The organism is Mastigocladopsis repens PCC 10914 (assembly GCF_000315565.1).
Classification (GTDB): domain Bacteria; phylum Cyanobacteriota; class Cyanobacteriia; order Cyanobacteriales; family Nostocaceae; genus Mastigocladopsis; species Mastigocladopsis repens.
Genome location: NZ_JH992901.1, coordinates 176,683 through 195,268, shown reverse-complemented (window position 1 = coordinate 195,268; position 18,586 = coordinate 176,683). Strand labels below are relative to the sequence as shown.

Below are 18,586 nucleotides of genomic sequence, written 5' to 3'. Positions count from 1 at the left end.
AAATTTTAGGCTTTATACTGAGAAAAAAGCAAAACTATTCCCAATTATTGCTGAATAATTGCCGTAATTTGATACAATTCTAGCATATATTGCTGTTTTCTGGCTTGTACCATGAACAGTGAAAGGTCAAAAATAAACAGTTATTAAGCTGTTAACTGATAGCTAATAACTGGTTAATCATGAGTGCTCATGGCTTCTTGTCCAGACTTAAGTTGAGATGCAATAAAGGGAACTTTGGGCGCAAGAAAAAATCCAATCAGACTGGCAAACAGGATTGGAGTAAAGGGGCTGAAGTTGGTCAATTTTGACAACAGCAAGGTTGTGCTGATTGGTGTGCGCGTCACAGAAGCATTGATAGCTGCCATCGTACAAATCATCGCAAGCGTGGGATTAAGTCCAGGAATTAAGGCTGCAACGGCTTTACCGACACAAGCACCCGTGAAAAACAAAGGAATAATAAATCCACCGCGCCATCCACCAGTCACAGTCATGCTAATGGTAGCCATTTTAGCTAAGGCAAGCACAAACAAAAAAACGACAGGAAAGCTTTGATTGATAACCTCATCTAACTCCTCATGTCCAAAATAACGGGTGAGAGGTAACAGAGTTGCTAAAATGCCCAATCCCAGTCCTGCTATTGTTGTGCGTAGATAAATTGGTTCACCAATCAAGGCAAAGACTCGGTCACATCCGCGAAAAATACTCATGAAAATCCATCCCGCCGCAACTCCGACAATCCCAAACATGATAGCTACGGCAAAATCATTTATGCTCTCTAGATGGTACTGAGGGAAATGCCAGGTGGGTGCAATCCCCAAATTTGTAATTGCTGCAAAGACCAGATAACTAGCGCAACTTGAAACAATGGCGGGCATCAGGGCTTCGTAATACTCCACAATATGCTGGTGGTGCAAAATCTCCAAGGCGAACATAGCACCACCAAGAGGTGCGCCAAACAAAGCAGTGAAGCCCCCAGCCATCGCCGCCAGACTCATGGATCTGAAGTCTTCACCTTGAAGTCTTAAACGGTCAGCAACCCAAGTGCCAAAGGAACCCGTGACCTGTACCAACGGTGCTTCTGGTCCAGCGCTGCCGCCCGCTGATATGCTGACTAGGGAAGCAAGAATCATTGAAGGATTTTTGCGAGCATCCAGCCGTCCGCCCTGAAAATGGATGTTATCAACTATGACACCAATTTCACCAGGATTCCCAAGGAAATGAATCACCAGACCGATAACTAAACCAGCCAATGGCATCACGAACAGGAGACTAGGACCCTGAAATCTTTGGAGTCCATGAATCATCAGTTCTAGGACAATCCAGTACAACCCAGCAAATAAACCACAAAAAATCCCTACAACAGCCCAGCGTAAAACCCAACGCGAAATCATGAAAGGATTACGCCTTGCTCGTCCAAAAAGCTGAGAGAATGTCCAACGTTGAGTTTGCTCAGTAGGAGGGCGTTTGTTTGGTAGCACTGCTTAATTTCCCTGATAAGTGAAACAAAAGATTACAAAATATTTATTTTGTTTTTGTATATGCTAAATATCATCCACAACAAGGGTGTAAAGGCGCAAGGACTCTGCCCATACCCCACCCTCAATTTAAGCCCCAAGATAGTGTGTGCCTCGCAACAGGAGAGTTTAAGCTGGGGCGTGTAAGTTTGGGGAAACAATCATGTATAGCGATGAAACAACTCCTAATCAAGCCGAAAAGACAAATCCACAAGGCGATGAATCACAATTAAGTCCAGAAATGCGTGACAGAATTAAACATCCTCCAAAAATGGATGATGTCTTGCTTGGTTTATCACCAGATGAACTTAGGGGGAACCCAGCAGTAGTACCGGAAATGCTGGATGAACCAACCGATGAAATGATTGGGTTTACTAAAGAGTAGTATAGATACATTCAATCGGTATCTTGCTGCCAAGTTTTTTGACCCTATGCTGAACGTCATCTATTCCGACGAGTTTCTGGATCACAAGACTGGGTCTTTTCATCCAGAGAAACCAGAACGCCTAACGGCGATCGCCACTGCTTTAAAACAAGCTGCGTTTGCACAACACATTGAATGGCGCTTACCCACGCCACCCGAAAAGCGCCCTCTGATGTCTGTGTTGGCACAAGCACACACGCAGCGCTACATCAAAAAACTCCAAGAAATTGCTCTTGCTGGCGGCGGTTATTTGGATGGAGACACGCCAGTTTCGCCGCGCAGTTATGATGTTGCTTTATTGGCGGTGAGTGCTTGGTTGGATGGAGTTGATGCTGTCCTAACAACGGGTAAACCAGCTTTTGTGCTGGCGCGTCCACCAGGACATCACGCCGAAAGTGATGCTGGGATGGGGTTTTGCTTATTTTCCAATGCGGCGATCGCTGCTCTTTATGCTTTGCAACAACCAGGAATTAACCGTGTCGCCATTCTTGATTGGGACGTGCATCATGGGAATGGTACGCAGGCGATCGTAGAAACTCACCCACAAATCGCCTACTGTTCTCTGCATCAGTATCCGTGCTATCCGGGTACTGGAAATTATACAGAGCAAGGCTTTCATAACAATGTGTTGAATTTGCCCTTTCCTCCTGGGAGCGATATCAGCATCTACCAACCAGTTTTTGAAACAAAAGTTCTCCCCTTTTTATCCAACTTTCAGCCAGATTTACTAATTGTGAGTGCAGGTTACGACGCCAACGCTGATGACCCTTTAGCCAGTATAAATTTGCAACCGCAAGATTATGGTTTATTCACACAATATTGTCTGGGAATAACTCGTAAAATTGTGTTTGGCTTGGAAGGTGGTTATGATTTTGACGCACTTTCCAAATCAGTTTTAGCAACAATTGAACGCTGCGTTTCGTAAGTAGGTGGAAGCGCAAGGATGGGTAGTAAATGTCATCTTTGTTAAGAGAGCACCTAATGTAAATATTTAAACTAATAAATTGGGAGTCACTTCCTGCTATTTTTTTGCAAAAAATAGCAGAAATCTCCATTTTGGTTTTCTCCCACGAGTGCAACAAGCAGATATATCGCTTACTAAATATTAGAACTCTTGCAAAAGTCAATTTTTTGAAAAAAAACCACAGATGGACACAGATGAACACAGATAAATATCGGTTTTCATCTGTATCCATCTGTGGTTCATTATTTCTTTTTACACCTTACCCAGTTGCAAGCCGCTGTAATTTACTATGAGCTACCAAATTGCCTAAATTATAGGAATTGCTTACAAATATGCCAGATTTATTCTATTTTTTAGCCCAAAAAAGCAAGATTCTCCTAAAATTATCGAAGCGTAAGGATGGATTATTGATGCTAACAGTGATGTCATTCTTATTGCTTAAACATCAATTAAACATCAATCGTGAATTCTGTACCTCTCCCCTTATCATTCTCCTGTTGTCATGCCCAATAAACTTTGCAAAAAACTATATCTCTATCAATACTCCCCTTATTTAAGCTTGGTAGCAATCATCGGCACACTACCAGTGAAACCACTACAAGCACAAGTCGTTAACACAACGCAAATATCAAACCAGCAACCCACCCAAATCTTAAGTCTCCAACCCATTTCACGACAGCAGAACGAACCACCTTCTACCCAGCCATTACCGGAACCGACGCCTCCCTCTCGCCTACCACCTCCAGAGGAATTACTGACTCCACCCAGCTTCACACCTCCCGGTTCCGAACAACCCCCACCTACTGAAGTTCCTCAAACCATCACGGTTGAAAAATTTGAAGTCACAGGCAGTACTGTCTTTAGCCCTGAAGATTTTACCAAAATCACTGCACCCTACACCAACCGTCCCATTACCCTTACAGAATTATTTGAGGTGCGAACGAAAATTACGCAACTGTATGTTGACCAAGGATACATAACATCTGGAGCCTATATCCCACCACAGAAACTCCAAGGAGGTGTCGTAGAAATTCGGATAGTTGAGGGTACACTAGAAGACATAAAAATATCAAATACACGCAGACTAAATCCTGGCTACGTGCGGAGTCGCCTTGCCATAGCTACAGGTAAACCCCTGAATCGCGATCGCCTGCTAGAAGCATTGCAACTTTTGCAACTCAATCCCCTCATTGAAACCCTGTCAGCCGAACTGTCTGCAGGTTCCCGTCCGGGGTTGAGTTTGCTAGAAGTACGTGTCAAGGAGGCAGATACTTCTAAGCTACAGATCATCCTAGATAATAGGCGTTCTCCTGCTGTGGGTAGTTTTCGCCGCCAAATCCAAGTAAGCGAAGCCAATTTCTTTGGATGGGGAGATGGCGTTAGTGCTACTTATACCAATAGTGACGGTAGCAATGCCTTGGATTTTAGCTACTCTGTACCCCTTAATCCCCGCAATGGTACTGTTACCTTTAGCTTTGGTATGTCTGATAGCGATGTGATAGAAAGACCCTTTAATGTCCTAGATATCGAATCCAACTCCCGCTACTATGAACTCACACTACGCCAGCCCATAATACAATCCCCAACTCAGGAATTGGCATTGGGTTTAACTGCAACTCGCCGAGAAAGCGAAGCTAGTTTCTTCAATGGGGAGATTCCCTTTCAAGAGGCGTTTGGCGCAGATGAGGAAGGAAAAACGCAGGTCACTGCTTTGCGTTTTTTCCAAGAATGGACACAGCGCAACAGTCAGCAAGTTTTTGCCTTACGTTCTCAGTTCAGTGTGGGACTTGACGCTTTTGATTCCAAAAGTTTCTTAGCTTGGAGAGGACAAGCACAGTGGGTGCGCCTGTTGGCTCGCGATACCCTCCTGTTACTCCGAACAGATGTGCAGCTCGCAGACCAACCACTGGTTGCCTTTGAACAATTTAGCTTAGGTGGTCTGGAAAATGTCCGAGGCTACCGCCAAGATGCCTTACTCACAGACAACGGTTTCTTTGCTTCTGCTGAAGTCCGAATTCCCATTCTCCGCTTCTTTGAACCCAACAGCCTTTTACAAGTCGCTCCCTTTTTCGATATTGGTACAAGCTGGAACCGTTCTGGCAGAACCAGCGATAATTCTGAGCTAGATCAAAATACACTTATGTCTGTAGGCTTAGGGTTGCGCCTACAATTACAAGACCGCCTTACCGTCCGCTTGGACTGGGGTATTCCTTTAATTTCAATTGCTGGGAATGACAATAAAGGCACATGGCAGGAAAACGGTTTGTACTTTTCTATCATCGCCAATCCCTTTTAAAAAGTTAAAAGTTAAAAGTTAAAAAATCTTTTTTGACGTATTCTTGTATCCCTACTCTTTATTCGTAATTGAGTGAGTAATTAAGAATTAGTTTGGGAAGGCTAGAAAGAATTTTAGCGTTGCAATGACAAATGCTATACAAATAGCGTTGCTAGCCTATGGTAGTTCATTTATATTTTATAGGGTTGAAATCTTACTTGAAGGGAAACTACAGCAGAAGTGAGCGTCAACCATACAAAAGTGTAACTATCATTGTTAGCATGAAATTCCAACTGTTCTTAGCCTCTTTATTTTCCCACATCAAAGGACGCCATTGGTGGCTTGGTATCCTCATATGGATAGCTATGGTTGCCCCATCTCAAGCATCTGTCATCCTGCGCGTGGCAATTGAAAGGGACGTCAATCAGGTAAAAGTCGGTAGTTCTACGGCTGCGGTTGTCAAGGATAGTAGCGGTCGTACTCTAGGACAGTTACCGGGAATGAGTGCTTACTATGCCCAACCGGTTCCAGGTGGAGTTGCTTTGGATAGGTGGCAGTCTAATCTATTCTGGATTGAGCCATCAGGTAAGGGATTCGTTTATATTGGCGATCGCTGGTATCGAGGCAGAACTCTCGTTGTACCGACACAAAAAGGTTTATCTGTTGTTAACTGGGTTGATTTGGAAGAATATCTCTACAGCGTTATTGGTGGCGAAATGGACAACCGTTGGCCTTTAGAAGCCCTAAAGGCTCAAGCGATCGCCGCCCGTACATATGCTCTTTACGAGCGCGAGAGACAGCGCAGTAATCCCATTTACGATGTGGGCGATACACCAGATCGTTGGCAAATTTACAAAGGCGTCAACAGTGAATCTCCCACAACCTACGCTGCGGTTGATGGCACATCTGGGAAAGTACTGACTTACAGAAACAGGATTATTCTTTCTGTCTTCCACGCTTGTTCTGGCGGACACACTGAAAACTCAGAAGATGTTTGGGGAAGTAACGAGCCATACCTACGTGCTGTTCCAGACTTCGACCAAAATATCAGCGAGTGCAACTGGGTCAGAACTTTTTCCCCGGGGGAAGTTAGCACCCAAATTCCAGATGTGGGCAACGTTAAGCAAATTATTCCTGAAAGTACATCGCGTTTCGGCAGTGTGACAGCGCTGAAAATTGTCGGCGACAAGGGTGAGAAAGTTCTCAGGGGCGAGGATGTGCGTACAGCCCTCAAGCTGAAAAGCACCCGCTTTACCGTCAGCAATGGGAATGGAGGTTTTACACTAACAGGTCTTGGCTATGGTCATGCTTTAGGCATGAGTCAGTGGGGAGCTTACAATCTCGCAAAGCGAGGGTATAATCACCTGCAAATTTTGAATTACTATTACCGAGGTGTTGCTCTAGCACCTATTCGGGTGAAGTAATCAACAGGAGTGGAGGAGTGGAGGAGTGGGGGAGTGGAGGAGTGGAGGAGTGGAGGAGTGGGGGGAAGACAAATTAATTTCTTTAATCTCCCTCCACTCCCTCATCTTTGCCCTACTCCCCGCTTCCTCTGCTTAGGCGTTTTTGCCATTCAGCATCAATTTGTTGAGAATGTTCTATTTCCTGTTCTAATAAGTCGGTTTCGCTGGAGTAGACCAAATCTTCATTCCCCAGAACTTTTTCTGCTGCAAACTGTTGAGCATAAGCTATTTTTTGCTGCAACTGAGCATCCGCGCTTGCTAATAGGTTTGCCCAGAATAGGCGCTCTCGGTTGCGTTTAGCAATTTTGCTATTGCGCCACTGAATCCAGAAATAACGTACTAAAGGAACAACTAAAAAACCTGTTCCGTAAGCCAATAATAGCCAATAAATCCCTTGTACAAAAGCAACAAGTCCACCTATTTGGGCGGCTACAGTGCCATCTCTCAACAAACTTAAGAGCACTAATGCACCAACAAAATTCGCTATACCCAACCCTGCACTCAGCATAATTTGTCCTGAATTTGCCGCACTAAAGCGCCAAGGCAATTCCTTCAAATAAGCTGATAGAGACTGACGGCGTTTCTTGGCAGCACTCACCTGCAACTCTGGAAAATAATAAACAATTTGCCCTTGGGGACTGACCTTGGGTTGCCCGTTGAAACGAGTGAGAACGGGCAGCATATAGTCTTCGTACTCTCTGGTATAACCCTCTCCAATATTATCCAAATAGGGCGCAATTTGTTCAGCGACTATGGCACCTTGGTTGTTACGAATCACTGTAGCAATTTCTTGCCAGCGGCGTTCTTCTAAGTTGTTATTAGGGTTGCCATCGCCGAACAAAAAGGAAAATACAGATTCAAAGAAATTTAGATTGCTTTTCTCCCGACGTCTTTCCCGCTGACGAGTATCATAATCTGGGCTAAGATACCAGAATAAATCAGGGAAAAAGAAAAAGCCACCACTAAAATTGACCCCTCTATTGTCGCCATCGCGGTCTGAGTTAACAGCTGAGATGATTAAGATGATGCTGATAGTTATCAGGGCGATGGAAACAATTAAGAAAATTCCGAAGGAAATCCGAATTAAGTAAAACAGAACACCCCAAACTTTTTTCCACCATTCCTGCAACCTTAATTGCAAATACTTATTACGTAAAATTGACCGTAAGTTTTTTGGAAATAGGTAAACAATGTCACCCGTATTAGAAACTTGTAAATGTCCACCGACATCAGAAGCAAGGGCTAATAACCCTTGATTTGCCTGCATGACATTTAATCCTGCCTGGGTTGCCACGTCTCCAACAGTGACGCGGTAACCTAATTGTTCCACAGCTTGCATAATGGTGGGATTTGGAGCCATCGCTCTTCCCTCGCAGCGAAAAATACTCTTACTTCTTCCAGTATAAAGTTTTATTTTTCGTAACTTGGCAAGGTTACACGAACAAGGCTTAACAAAACCAAGCGTCCCAACTCCTAATTTTTAGTAGTCTGACGGCACAGCGATACAAGAAGTAGACTTCTTGCATCTGTTTGATTCCATCTGTGTCCATCTGTACGGCAGTTGCTATCTCCTGCGGAGACGCTGCGCGAACAACGGGGGGAACCCCCCTTCGGGTTCACAGTCCCCTACGGCGGGAAACCCGCCTGCAGGGCTGATTCACCGCAACGCACTGCCTCGTCCATCTGTGGTTAATTCTTCTTTTTTTTGGATTTTTGCAAGAAGTCTAGTGAATAAGTGCTGTTTTTTGTCTTATTATAATATGCTTGTACTAATAAAAGAACAAGACATTTTGTTTTGCTGGTTTTGCAGCTTTGTTTCGCGTTAAAATTATTACCCCGGCTTGGTTTACTAGCACATTCTCTACCTAATTTATGGTTCAGTACACTCTTGCTCAAAGCCCAGAAATCATCCTCTCCGTTCCCGGTAAAGATTCAGCCAAAGCCCGTGAAAAAGCGATGGATCAGTTGATGAAACTGATGGATGAAGGTCAGTTACCTACGGAACTCGAAGATGGATTTGGTCCCCAACAGCTCATTGAAGTCAAAGAAACATCAACGGAGACCACGAGCGACGAAGACGCCATTACACAGGCTGTGCAGGTTTTGAGTAACCTAGCCACACTCAAGTTGAAAGTGCAGGAGTCACGCACCGAAGCTATGGAAGTTCGCAAGGCGGTTGACATCCTATTTTCAGATAAGTCTGTGACTGAGGAGGAAATTACTCGTCTCAAGGAAGGTTTTAAAGTTCTCAAAAATTATGCCCAAGCTAATCTGCGTTATCAAGAAGCAAGAGCAAAAGCAGAACAGGCTCGACAAGTACTAGATCAGGCTTTGAAATCTCCTGAGAAATAGCTTGATCATTTAACTAAAGTTAATCGCGGGGCTTTGGCGAGAGGGTTTCGCATCAGAAACCCTCTGGGCGTATACAGGGGTTTGCAATTGGGTGAGGTACACAAAGAAATAATGAACCACAGATGGACGAGCCAGCGCCTTGCACAGAGAAGTTGCAAGGAGGGTTTCCCTCCGGGCAAACTTCGGGGGGTTCCCCCCGTTGTGGCGACTGGCGTACAGATGGACACAGATAAATTAGTACTTCATTGAGATGAGAAGCGCTGTAAGGGCGATCGCCTGTGGTAAAATCCGATGTTCCTGAACTTGAATCCTAGCGTGGAGTGTTTCTGAGGTATCATCAGGCAGTATCGGCACGGCTGCTTGCATCAAAATCGGACCACTGTCTATTTCTAAACAAACCAGATGCACTGTACAACCAGTAATCTTCACGCCAGCAGCAAGGGCTTGTTCTACTGCATTTGACCCCTTAAAACTGGGCAACAAACTGGGATGAATATTGATAATCTTGTCAGGAAATGCATCGATGAAAACTGACGTGACCAATCGCATCCAACCTGCCATAACTACCCATTCCACATCATATTGCCGCAAAGTTTGCACGATTTGCCCATCCAATTCTTCACGGCTTTTATAGTCGCGGTGATTGAGAAGCACAGTAGGGACACCCCACTTTTGTGCCCTGACTGCGGCATAAGCATCTGGATTATTGTAGATTAAAACTTGGATTTGAGCGGACAACTGCCCGTCTTGGATTGCTTGGGCAACAGCTTCAAAGTTACTGCCATTCCCAGAAGCTAAAATTCCCAATTTCAAGGGAGATTGTATACCAAGTGTGTCAGCACTTATATTGGGAGAAACCAGGCTAGGAGTAGAATCAGGGCGAAGCGTCATAACGGCAGGGAGGATGAATCAGTAGATGCCAAAAATATATACTAAGTCGTGGTTAGATAATGATACAGTTGCTGCCTGGATTTTTCTCACTCCCGCAGTGATTTTGTTGGGCATTTTTATTCTTGGTCCTATTGCCTATTTGTTCTTCCTCAGCTTCACTGCTGGGAGTTTCACCTCAACAGGCATTCAATGGGTAGGGCTTAAAAATTACTGGCGCTTGCTTCTTAACCCCGATTTTTGGCAAGTTCTTGGTAACACTGTTTATTTTACAGTTGCCACGGTCATTCCCACTCTCGTTATCCCTTTAGGGCTGGCAGTACTGTTAAACCGGAGTATAGCATTGCGGGAAGCCCTACGAACCACCTATTTCCTACCTTCGATTATTTCTCTGGTAGCCGCTGGTTTAGGGTTTCGCTGGTTGTTTCAACCAGAAGGACCAGTGAATGCACTATTAAATAGTGTTGGCATTTCACCAATTACCTGGCTAGGAGACACCTTTTGGGCAATGCCAGTCCTTATTTTATTAAGTATTTGGAAACAATTGGGTTTCAATATGGTGGTGTTCTTGGCAGGGTTGCAAGCAATTCCTCCCAGTCGTTACGAAGCTGCGGAACTTGATGGTGCCAATTCTTGGCAGCAATTTTGCTATATTACCTTACCCGGATTGCAACCTACTTTAATATTTGCCACAGTCACCACTGTTATTTTCACGTTGCGGAGTTTTGAGCAAGTTTATGTGATGACTGGTGGTGGTCCATTGAATTCTACTAATTTGCTTGTTTATTACATTTACCAAGAAGCCTTTGCTCAATTTGATTTTGGTTATGCAGCCGCCGCTGCAACCGTACTGTTAGCAATAACGCTGGTGTTAGTGTATTTACAGTTGCGAACTTGGGGTGAGGAGAATTAGAAGAATAGGTTTGTAGTGAGCGCTTAAGCGCTCACTACAAATATTAATATGACAGGTGAGTTTCTCTTGCTGGTTCTGTTGCCTGTTCTAAAGTATGCAGTGTATTCAATGATAGAAAACCGAAACCGACTTTAGAGGCTATATCCAACAGCGTATAAAACATAGTTTCAGAACCCTGAGTGAAGGTGCTAAAACCCTCTGGGCTAAGAATCCATACAATCGGATAAAGTGTCCACAGCACTAAATGCACCGTTACCAATGTGCGGAATGCTTGCTTTGATCTGGGATGTTTGCGTTCCGCTGCAATTCGGTACGGCTGCGCCAGCAAGTAGACAATTGCTAAGTAAGCAGCGCAACTTACGATATACCAAATGTAGCTCATTGGTTTGGGTGTCACTGTGGCAACGAAGCCAGTCACAAGCATATAAGCGTTTGCTCCCAATAAGCTACCTGTAAGAGGTAAACTCGTTCTTCCTAGGAAAGTCAGATCTAACAGTAAGAGCGGCGTGGAACAAAACCAAGTTACGAACCGTACCCAATAGGTTGGACGACCATTGATGACATTCACTCCTAAACCCAATGCCATTGCTAAATATAGCCCAGCAGCAATCAAGCAAATGAAAAAATTTAGTGTGTATAGTATTTGCCATCGCTCATTTTTAGCATTATGTGCGCCGAAGCCGAAAAAAACACTTCCCAGTGCCATGCTAATGACACCAATCCATAGCCAAGCTTGAGTCATGTAGAGTTTGTATATTTCTAGAGCTTAATTATTTGTAACTTTTGTTAGCAATTATGCCAGTTTTACCTACTATAAAAAATGCTTCTAAATGTATATTTTAAATACAAAAATATGTATTCAAATAGAAAATGAAAACTATCAAAAGGTAGATTATGTTCATTAACTACATCACCTTAATGTTAATTAATTTGGTAGCTGGGCTGTTTCTACTTGCAGGTTACATATATTTTGGTCTGAATCGTACCAATCAAAAGCGCTGGATTCCTGGGTTTGGTATGACAGGAGCGATCGCTCTCGTGACCGGCTTGCACATGATTTTCACTTGGCCCGTTACAGGAAGTTTCAATATCGCTTATGGTGAAACAACAGTTTTATTCGGAATTTTGTTTCTTGGCACTGCTATAGAACCCATTTGGGATCTCTAAAAATGAGGTAAGATGACAAATAAATGCCGTACTCCAGCAGCTTAAGCGACAAAGAGTGGGAAATCATTGAGCCATTGCTCCCTCAAAAGAAGAAAACTAGACCGCCTGTTTGGACAAAAAGACAAATCTTGGATGGTATCTTCTATCAACTGAAGAATGGCTGCAATTGGTGTGATTTACCGCAAGACTTGCCACCTTATTCCACTGTGTTCTGGCATTACAAGCAGTGGCGCTCAGATGGAGTACTAGACCAGATTATGAAGACTTTGCATTCTAGAGTACGACAACAAGTCAAAAAAAACCAAAGTGGACAAGGTTGTTGATCATCGACTCGCAAGCGGTGAAGAATACATGCAATGCCAGTGCTATGTCCAAAGGGTTCTGTCATTACAAATGCACCAATGGCATTAAACGACATCTCGCTGTCGATACGCTCGGCTTACCGTTTTTTACCCACTGTACTAAAGCGAATGTGAGCGATGACCAGGGTTTAATTGAATTACTAAGCAACAATCTGGATTATTTTCGAGCTAAACCCGTAAATATCCCAAAAATTACTATTCTGCTCGATCATGGCTATCACCCAGACAAACTCACAATCGAACTGCAAAAAGTCTATCCTCAAATTATGACCAAGATCCGGTTTCAACTTGCACCCAAGCCAAGCAAAGCTGCAAAGCTCGCCGGGGGAAGCTTCCCCCGGCAGACTTTGCGAAAAAGCAGCACAAGGGAAAACTGGATTTGTACCCGTAGCCACTCGGTGGGTGATTGAGCGGTCAAACGCTTGGATGGAACGCTGTAAAAGTTTGGTCAAAAACTTTGAAAGAACGCTCTGCCATGCCACGGCTAAGCTCAATCTTTGTTTCATCAAACTCATGCTCAAACGGCTGGCAAGTGAATAGATATCAAATGGGTTCTATAGCATTAGCCCAAGGTTGGGATTTACTGACAGTAGCAATCTATGGCTTCTTCGCTGGACTTGCTGCGATTGTGATTGGTGTACGCATTATTAATCTAGATTTGACAAGGCGTCCGTTATTATCAGGAATCGGATTTATCCTCACAGGGTTGGGAGGAGTATTTGCAGCACCAACGCTATATCTACAAACAAATCGTACCTTGCGGATCATTGGCGCGATAGTACTCATAGCTGCGGCGTTAATCTTCGCTTTGACAGGATACCTGGCTTACTGGGGTCATCTTGCTGATTACTCCAATTGGAAGCCCTTGCCCATACAAAAACCTTAATCAGTGCTGAGTCTATTCCTCATTTACTAAACGCTCCTAATGTAAATAGATTTACAGCACATTGCAAGTAAATGAAGTACAACGCGCTTTGTCTAAAAGCCGAGACACTAAGCCCTTTTTACTTCTGACTTCTGACTTCTGCTGTAATATTTGAATTTATTATCGTACTTTTGACAGATACTTTAAGTATGAAAATACATCATAATTTTGCCCAGTAAGAGCATTAGCTCGCGAGAGCACAGGAATCAAATGCATCTGCCGTTCATTGGGTAGTCTACCGTTACATACTGCACCACTTAATGGCATCAAGTCTGTTCACTCTGGCTTAATGTAGAGCGAGTCCGAGACAGCACTGTAGGCTCGAAAGCGTCTGGGCTTGGTTAAACTGAGGTGACATTGAGGTAACTGGGAGGTTCTCTGCGGCGTGGCAACATGGTGCTGTGTTACCTACTAGGTGCTTTAGTTTCACCCCAAACACAGACTTAGGTCATTCATCACAAAAGGGCGGCTGTTGAGCTGATCACAGGCGCGGGATGGGAGGAGAGCCGCCCTCGTCTCCCTCTTTCACATTAGTCATTTGTCATTGGTAACAACAAATGACTAGTGACTTGTCAAATGACGTGAAATCCCTCTACCTAAGCCCTAAGGGGCACGCTGCGGGTTGGCGGAGCCTGCGCTTTGGGCTTACAGGAGAGGGATGAGCTTAATGGGGTTTGAATGGCTTCGCTAATATTCCACCAAAGTTGTGTACCTATGCTACACCCTCAGAACTATCGCATCCTCGTGGTCGATGATAATCCGGACATATTGTTCTTGCTTGAAACCGTGTTAACTGGAGAAGGGTATGCAGTTGAGGTGGCGAGTAATGGCAGATCTGCCTTAGCCAAAATCGCAACTTCACGCCCCGATCTAGTCCTGCTGGATGTCATGATGCCAGGTATGGATGGCTATGAAGTAACCCAACAGCTCCGCCAGCATCCCCAACTACCCGCGATTCCCATTATTCTGCTGACTGCGTATGCAGAGGTGGATATGGTCAAGGGATTAGATATCGGAGGGGATATCTTTCTGCGAAAGCCCCTCGATGAGGCGGTGTTACTCGCTCGAATTCGAGCTCTACTGCGGTTTCAGGACAGGATTGAAGGTCGTAAATGAGTAAGTTGGAGAACGTCCTTTATTTTACACCTCTGATTTATCTAAATAAAGGTTTTAAGTGCTTGGTGGAAGATGTGATATGAGTAGAACCTACTCAACTCGCTTATGCTTGATTAAAACCTGAAGATTCGATTTTTATCGATGAAACAGGCATCAATCTCGCAATGGTGCGAATGTAGAGATGTTCGCTCAAAGGGCAACCCGCCTATGAAGAACGTCCGTATCACAACCCTGAAAATATCACCTTGAAGTGCAACTATTACAGAGTGAGCGACGGAATTTGTTCCCTGACTACGAAAACGCCTGCTGTGCTAAAATATCAAATTTTCGTAACCTTTCTGAGAAGATTTTGACATAGAGAAAGAACCCAAAGCCCCTGCCCAAAGCCCGTATTTTAAGTCTCTTCCAGATTTTTTATCAGATTTTTCTTAATTTTGTTTAGATTCTTTACTTAGGTTATCTACTTCTGGGGTGTAATCTCAAAAATACAATGATTTTCAGTATCTGCATTTTGGATATGTTACACCCAGAGGTCAATACCATGAGAAACTTTGCTGAAAAACAGGAATTCATTCTCAACCAAATTAGCGATCAATGTTTTCAACAAAGGGACTTGAGTGGATGCGACTTAAGTGGAATCGACCTGAGAGCAGTTGATTTAAGTGGAATTAACTTGATAGGAGCAGATTTGCAAGGTGCAAATTTGAGTGGAGCAATCCTCACTGGTGCAAACTTAAGTGGCGCAAATTTAATGCAAGCCAATCTGCGGGAAGCTTATTTGTCTGAAGTTTCTTTATGTGAAGCTAATTTGATTGATGCTGATTTAAGAGGTGTAAATTTGTGTGGGGCTTTCTTATGGCGAGTGAAATTATGTGGAAGTAAACTATGGGCAGCTTCCTTGTGTGATGCTGATTTAAGCGAAGCCGACTTAAGCGAAGCTAAATTAGTTGAAGCATCGCTCATAGAAGCCAATTTAGTGAGAGCTAATCTCACAGGAGCAAAGCTTTGTGGAGCGATGCTGCTAGAAGCAAATTTGAATCAAGCTAACTTAACCACTGCTGATTTGACATGGGCAAACTTGAGTGAGGCAAACTTGAGTGAGGCAAACCTTTGGGAGGCAAATCTTACGAATGCAAAACTACAAGGTGCTATCATGCCTGACGGAACTATTCATCAACCTCAAATGTTCTTTTTTTAATTAAGGGAAAGTGGTTAGTGGTACTTTTTGTGTAGAGACATGCCTTGGCACGTCTTTACAACTAACATTTTCCAGTATCCAAATAGTTAAAATTCTCGTTGCGAGAAGATAAAGATAGCTATTGCTAATAGTAGGATGCTGTATATTAAGCCATAGCCAGCATTTATAATGAGTGATATTGCCTCAGGTAGCGCTGCCAGACCATACACAGCTTCATTTTTCAAATCCAATCGAGATAAATCTGGCAAGACAAGATACAAAGCTTGAGCCATGCGTTCAATGCCAGGATGACTACTCAGACGACTCAGTTGTAGTATGTCTTGAGTCACATTACCCATGATATACACTGCAAATGTTAAAGCTGTTGCTAACAGGGAACTAGTAAACACACCTAAAGTCATCCCCACAGCAGTCATTAAGGATAACTGCAAAAATAAAAAAATTCCGGCAATAAGAACACTTGCCACTGAATAAGGAATATTGCTAGATTGCAAAAATCCCAGATAAATCAGCGTCATGGCAGCGATGAGTACGGCTAGCACTGCCAATAAACCAACGTATTTGCCAACAACAAATTCACTGCGGCTTAAAGGTTTAGCAATTAATATTAAAACAGTGCGTTTTTCAATTTCTTTGTTAATCAATCCCGTACTAAGAAATACAGCAACAATTAAGCCCAAGACACTCATGGTTGCCAAACCAAAGTCTAAAAACATTTTGCCCTCTGTTGAGGCGGCAACTTCAGGAAGTAAGAGCAGGGCGGCTGCGAGTATTAAAGCATAAAAACCGATAATGTAAAGAATGCGATCGCGGACAACTTCGCGAAACACATTGCTTGCCAATACAGAAACTCTGCCAAAATTCATAAAAAATTGGTCATTAATTGTTAAGAAGAACTCAGTATTCAGAACTCAGGACTCAGAATACATCCCCATAAATAAATTCAGGGGATTTAAACAAAGAAGGGAACTCTTAACGGGCAACAGGCAACAGAAAGTGTACTGAGTTTTTTTATTCAAATAGTAGCCTATTTCAGTTATCAGTCATTTCTGACTGTTCCCTATTCCCTGTTCCCTGTTAATAAATTTAGGGGCTTGTACCTTTTTAACATTCTGAACGCGAGTGCGTGTCCGCAGGTCATATTCTGAATTCTGTATTCTTTTTTGGTCATTAGTTATTTATTGACTCTTCCCCATCTCCCTACCTTCTTCACTGCTGCGGTGGTGGTGATCCCGCAAAAAATGAAGTTTTTCTTTCGCACTCAATTTCTGCAATCGTATTTCTCTGTTCAGTTTTCCTAGCAGTTTGGCTTGAGGTGTTTCCCGACTCTAACACCGGATCAATTCGACAGGATTTTACTAGGTAATATCCACGGGGAGTGGAACTAGGACCACTCCAGATATTTAGGAGATCCAGTTTGTATCCGTCCTTTAAGTTTGATACACGCGGCTCAACGATCCATAGAAACCTTTCTTCATATTCTGACAAGTTTGTTTGTATGACTTGGCTGCTTAAATTGCCCACTCTTTCTCTGGCGTCAATCAACCATTGCTCTACTTGCGACCAGGGTTGTCCAGCTATTTGTGCTTCCACTTGCGGAGCAAGTTTATCTAAAATTAAAACACCATTTCTCGGAATTTTGTTACTAGGTTGTGTTTTGATAACAAAGGCACTGCCCTGATAATTATCTATGAGCAGACTTGGATATTCATTTATCCAATTCTCTGTCACAAAATAGAACTGCAACCAGCAACTAAGTACCATACAGCTGCCAATTAGAATAATGATTTTTTGGCGGTCTTCTATTTTGGGAAGTCGAGTTGTTGCTTCTGTACCAGTTCCTTCAAAAAATTCTGGAATTGCAGTAATAAGTGCCGAAATGGTTGGCCAAAGAACAATTGTTCTTGGTGTAAAAATATCTTCTTCACGACCAAAGGCAAAAACACTGACTAAGAATCCAGTTATCACTGACCCTACGGGCATATTAGTTCCAGGAATGAGTAACGGATTATCCGTGGTATACCAAGCAGTACCAATAATTAAGAATAACCAGCCGCAAAATGCAATTATATCTTTGACGATCGCTGTAGAAAGAGATGACATTAACCAAGAAAAGATACTCAAATAAATTAAAGTTTGCCAAGAGTATGCTCTCGGCGGAATCACTATCTTTTTTATGCGCTCGTAAACGTCTTCAATAACGCCAACTATACCGAAGAAATCTCTCAATATTTGCATATTATCTCCTTGAATTATCACTAAATCTGATTGACATTAATCATCTTTATTATTGAAATCAACAACTCAATCACAGCAGATATTTTTCTACGTGTTAACTGAGCGAATAAATAAAAGAACCGCTATCAAACTATAGCTAAGTGCATTAGCTATGAGTATAGTAGTCACTACATTTGTATTCTGCCATTTACTCCTAGAAGCACGACGCGAATTACGTCGTGTAACTGCTTGAGATTCTGGTTCCGGTGCTGCTTTTCCTAAGTCAACAAGTGATAGCAACAAAATTTTCAAGAGGAGATACTTCACTAAAAAAGTTCCGAAGAAAATTATAAAAGCCGTAAAAATGACTAATGTTTGTATATTGGGCGATTGTAAGCGATTGAAGAAAATAAAATTAATTAACTCAGAATTTATTTGGACTGGCAATGTAGGCTGTATAAAGAAAAATGTTATCCAACCGATGACGTTGGAAAAGAGATTAATAGAGATGGCATAAAACGCACTGGTCTTTTTGTCAAATTTTAGCCTTGTATGTAAGACATATGCTTCTATAGGAATTGCTACTAATAAAAATAAAAAATTAAACAAAATTGCTCCAATAGGAAAAACTCGGGGAAGTGGAAGTTCAGGGATTTCAAACATAAACAAGTAATCGCGCTAAGGTGTGACTTAAGAGAGTATAGCCGCACTACTGGGCATGATGGGGGAAATTATCTCATTCTTCGGGTCTTTTACCCAGTATTCCTTATGTTGCTTTTCTTCATACATCTGCTGACCTGAGATAGTG

General features: G+C 43.0%; 17 protein-coding genes and 2 pseudogenes. 12 read left to right on the top strand and 7 right to left on the bottom strand.

Annotated elements, in window-relative coordinates; genetic code table 11:
- Positions 1–173: 173 nt before the first annotated feature.
- Entirely contained in the window at positions 174–1,478 is a 1,305-nt protein-coding gene (locus MAS10914_RS0102900; protein WP_017314400.1) for a chloride channel protein, read from the bottom strand.
- A gap of 199 nt (positions 1,479–1,677) precedes the next feature.
- Between MAS10914_RS0102900 and MAS10914_RS0102895 the strand changes: the two genes are divergently transcribed.
- The 4 genes from MAS10914_RS0102895 to MAS10914_RS0102880 all read left to right on the top strand — a co-directional run bounded on the left by MAS10914_RS0102895 (position 1,678) and on the right by MAS10914_RS0102880 (position 6,601).
- Positions 1,678–1,899: a hypothetical protein gene (locus MAS10914_RS0102895; protein ID WP_017314399.1), complete on the top strand. Its 222-nt coding sequence runs from the start codon at positions 1,678–1,680 to the stop codon at positions 1,897–1,899.
- Between the two features lie 46 nt (positions 1,900–1,945).
- Positions 1,946–2,863: a histone deacetylase family protein gene (locus tag MAS10914_RS0102890; RefSeq protein WP_017314398.1), complete on the top strand. Its 918-nt coding sequence runs from the start codon at positions 1,946–1,948 to the stop codon at positions 2,861–2,863.
- Between the two features lie 541 nt (positions 2,864–3,404).
- Positions 3,405–5,198 carry a ShlB/FhaC/HecB family hemolysin secretion/activation protein gene (locus tag MAS10914_RS0102885; protein ID WP_017314397.1) on the top strand — a complete coding sequence of 598 codons (1,794 nt, stop codon included), beginning with the start codon at positions 3,405–3,407 and terminating at the stop codon, positions 5,196–5,198.
- 260 nt (positions 5,199–5,458) lie between these two features.
- Positions 5,459–6,601 (top strand): SpoIID/LytB domain-containing protein, encoded by a 1,143-nt coding sequence (locus tag MAS10914_RS0102880; RefSeq protein WP_026082296.1) that lies wholly within the window; start codon positions 5,459–5,461, stop codon positions 6,599–6,601.
- A gap of 112 nt (positions 6,602–6,713) precedes the next feature.
- Here MAS10914_RS0102880 and MAS10914_RS0102875 read toward each other — a convergent pair whose 3' ends face one another.
- The gene (locus MAS10914_RS0102875) at positions 6,714–8,000 is read right to left on the bottom strand and encodes a hypothetical protein (protein WP_017314395.1); all 1,287 of its coding nucleotides are present in this window, start codon (positions 7,998–8,000) and stop codon (positions 6,714–6,716) included.
- 512 nt (positions 8,001–8,512) lie between these two features.
- Between MAS10914_RS0102875 and MAS10914_RS0102870 the strand changes: the two genes are divergently transcribed.
- Positions 8,513–8,992: a hypothetical protein gene (locus tag MAS10914_RS0102870; protein ID WP_017314394.1), complete on the top strand. Its 480-nt coding sequence runs from the start codon at positions 8,513–8,515 to the stop codon at positions 8,990–8,992.
- Between the two features lie 234 nt (positions 8,993–9,226).
- Here the strand turns inward: MAS10914_RS0102870 and purN are convergent, their stop codons facing one another.
- Entirely contained in the window at positions 9,227–9,883 is a 657-nt protein-coding gene (gene purN / locus MAS10914_RS0102865; protein ID WP_017314393.1) for a phosphoribosylglycinamide formyltransferase, read from the bottom strand.
- A 25-nt stretch (positions 9,884–9,908) separates the two neighbouring features.
- On the opposite strand from purN, the gene MAS10914_RS0102860 reads away from it, so the two are divergent.
- The gene (locus MAS10914_RS0102860) at positions 9,909–10,793 is read left to right on the top strand and encodes a carbohydrate ABC transporter permease (RefSeq protein ID WP_017314392.1); all 885 of its coding nucleotides are present in this window, start codon (positions 9,909–9,911) and stop codon (positions 10,791–10,793) included.
- A gap of 43 nt (positions 10,794–10,836) precedes the next feature.
- On the opposite strand, the gene MAS10914_RS0102855 is transcribed toward MAS10914_RS0102860, so the two are convergent.
- A complete protein-coding gene (locus MAS10914_RS0102855; RefSeq protein ID WP_017314391.1) occupies positions 10,837–11,535 on the bottom strand; it encodes a bacteriorhodopsin in 699 nt (232 codons plus the stop codon).
- Between the two features lie 152 nt (positions 11,536–11,687).
- On the opposite strand from MAS10914_RS0102855, the pseudogene MAS10914_RS29465 reads away from it, so the two are divergent.
- The 6 genes and pseudogenes from MAS10914_RS29465 to MAS10914_RS0102825 form a co-directional block, all read left to right on the top strand.
- A pseudogene (locus MAS10914_RS29465) lies at positions 11,688–11,957 on the top strand (DUF981 family protein); the annotation flags it as partial.
- Positions 11,958–11,983: 26 nt separating this feature from the next.
- Positions 11,984–12,283, top strand: a complete 300-nt coding sequence (locus MAS10914_RS0102845; protein WP_017314389.1) for a transposase — start codon at positions 11,984–11,986, stop codon at positions 12,281–12,283.
- A gap of 17 nt (positions 12,284–12,300) precedes the next feature.
- Entirely contained in the window at positions 12,301–12,732 is a 432-nt protein-coding gene (locus tag MAS10914_RS31420) for a transposase (protein ID WP_232224092.1), read from the top strand.
- 143 nt (positions 12,733–12,875) lie between these two features.
- Positions 12,876–13,208: pseudogene (locus tag MAS10914_RS29455) on the top strand (DUF981 family protein); the annotation flags it as partial.
- A gap of 753 nt (positions 13,209–13,961) precedes the next feature.
- Entirely contained in the window at positions 13,962–14,363 is a 402-nt protein-coding gene (locus tag MAS10914_RS0102830; protein WP_033365550.1) for a response regulator transcription factor, read from the top strand.
- 541 nt (positions 14,364–14,904) lie between these two features.
- A complete protein-coding gene (locus MAS10914_RS0102825) occupies positions 14,905–15,561 on the top strand; it encodes a pentapeptide repeat-containing protein (RefSeq protein WP_026082294.1) in 657 nt (218 codons plus the stop codon).
- An 86-nt stretch (positions 15,562–15,647) separates the two neighbouring features.
- On the opposite strand, the gene MAS10914_RS0102820 is transcribed toward MAS10914_RS0102825, so the two are convergent.
- From MAS10914_RS0102820 to fraC, 3 genes are all read right to left on the bottom strand, one after another.
- Positions 15,648–16,427: an ABC transporter permease gene (locus MAS10914_RS0102820; RefSeq protein ID WP_017314385.1), complete on the bottom strand. Its 780-nt coding sequence runs from the start codon at positions 16,425–16,427 to the stop codon at positions 15,648–15,650.
- A 343-nt stretch (positions 16,428–16,770) separates the two neighbouring features.
- On the bottom strand, positions 16,771–17,799 hold the full coding sequence (fraD, locus tag MAS10914_RS0102815) for a septal junction protein FraD (RefSeq protein WP_017314384.1): 1,029 nt from the start codon (positions 17,797–17,799) through the stop codon (positions 16,771–16,773).
- A gap of 87 nt (positions 17,800–17,886) precedes the next feature.
- Positions 17,887–18,441: a filament integrity protein FraC gene (gene fraC, locus MAS10914_RS0102810; protein ID WP_017314383.1), complete on the bottom strand. Its 555-nt coding sequence runs from the start codon at positions 18,439–18,441 to the stop codon at positions 17,887–17,889.
- Positions 18,442–18,586 lie beyond the last annotated feature (145 nt).

Excerpts from the sequence above, each read along its gene's own strand:
- MAS10914_RS0102875 (WP_017314395.1), bottom strand. The coding sequence starts at position 8,000 with ATGGCTCCAAATCCCACCATTATGCAAGCTGTGGAACAATTAGGTTAC.
- MAS10914_RS0102860 (WP_017314392.1), top strand. The coding sequence starts at position 9,909 with ATGCCAAAAATATATACTAAGTCGTGGTTAGATAATGATACAGTTGCT.
- fraD (WP_017314384.1), bottom strand. The coding sequence starts at position 17,799 with ATGCAAATATTGAGAGATTTCTTCGGTATAGTTGGCGTTATTGAAGAC.
- MAS10914_RS0102885 (WP_017314397.1), top strand. The coding sequence starts at position 3,405 with ATGCCCAATAAACTTTGCAAAAAACTATATCTCTATCAATACTCCCCT.
- MAS10914_RS0102820 (WP_017314385.1), bottom strand. The coding sequence starts at position 16,427 with ATGAATTTTGGCAGAGTTTCTGTATTGGCAAGCAATGTGTTTCGCGAA.
- MAS10914_RS0102880 (WP_026082296.1), top strand. The coding sequence starts at position 5,459 with ATGAAATTCCAACTGTTCTTAGCCTCTTTATTTTCCCACATCAAAGGA.
- MAS10914_RS0102870 (WP_017314394.1), top strand. The coding sequence starts at position 8,513 with ATGGTTCAGTACACTCTTGCTCAAAGCCCAGAAATCATCCTCTCCGTT.
- MAS10914_RS0102895 (WP_017314399.1), top strand. The coding sequence starts at position 1,678 with ATGTATAGCGATGAAACAACTCCTAATCAAGCCGAAAAGACAAATCCA.
- MAS10914_RS0102830 (WP_033365550.1), top strand. The coding sequence starts at position 13,962 with ATGCTACACCCTCAGAACTATCGCATCCTCGTGGTCGATGATAATCCG.
- MAS10914_RS0102890 (WP_017314398.1), top strand. The coding sequence starts at position 1,946 with ATGCTGAACGTCATCTATTCCGACGAGTTTCTGGATCACAAGACTGGG.
- fraC (WP_017314383.1), bottom strand. The coding sequence starts at position 18,441 with ATGTTTGAAATCCCTGAACTTCCACTTCCCCGAGTTTTTCCTATTGGA.
- MAS10914_RS0102855 (WP_017314391.1), bottom strand. The coding sequence starts at position 11,535 with ATGACTCAAGCTTGGCTATGGATTGGTGTCATTAGCATGGCACTGGGA.
- purN (WP_017314393.1), bottom strand. The coding sequence starts at position 9,883 with ATGACGCTTCGCCCTGATTCTACTCCTAGCCTGGTTTCTCCCAATATA.
- MAS10914_RS0102825 (WP_026082294.1), top strand. The coding sequence starts at position 14,905 with ATGAGAAACTTTGCTGAAAAACAGGAATTCATTCTCAACCAAATTAGC.
- MAS10914_RS0102845 (WP_017314389.1), top strand. The coding sequence starts at position 11,984 with ATGCCGTACTCCAGCAGCTTAAGCGACAAAGAGTGGGAAATCATTGAG.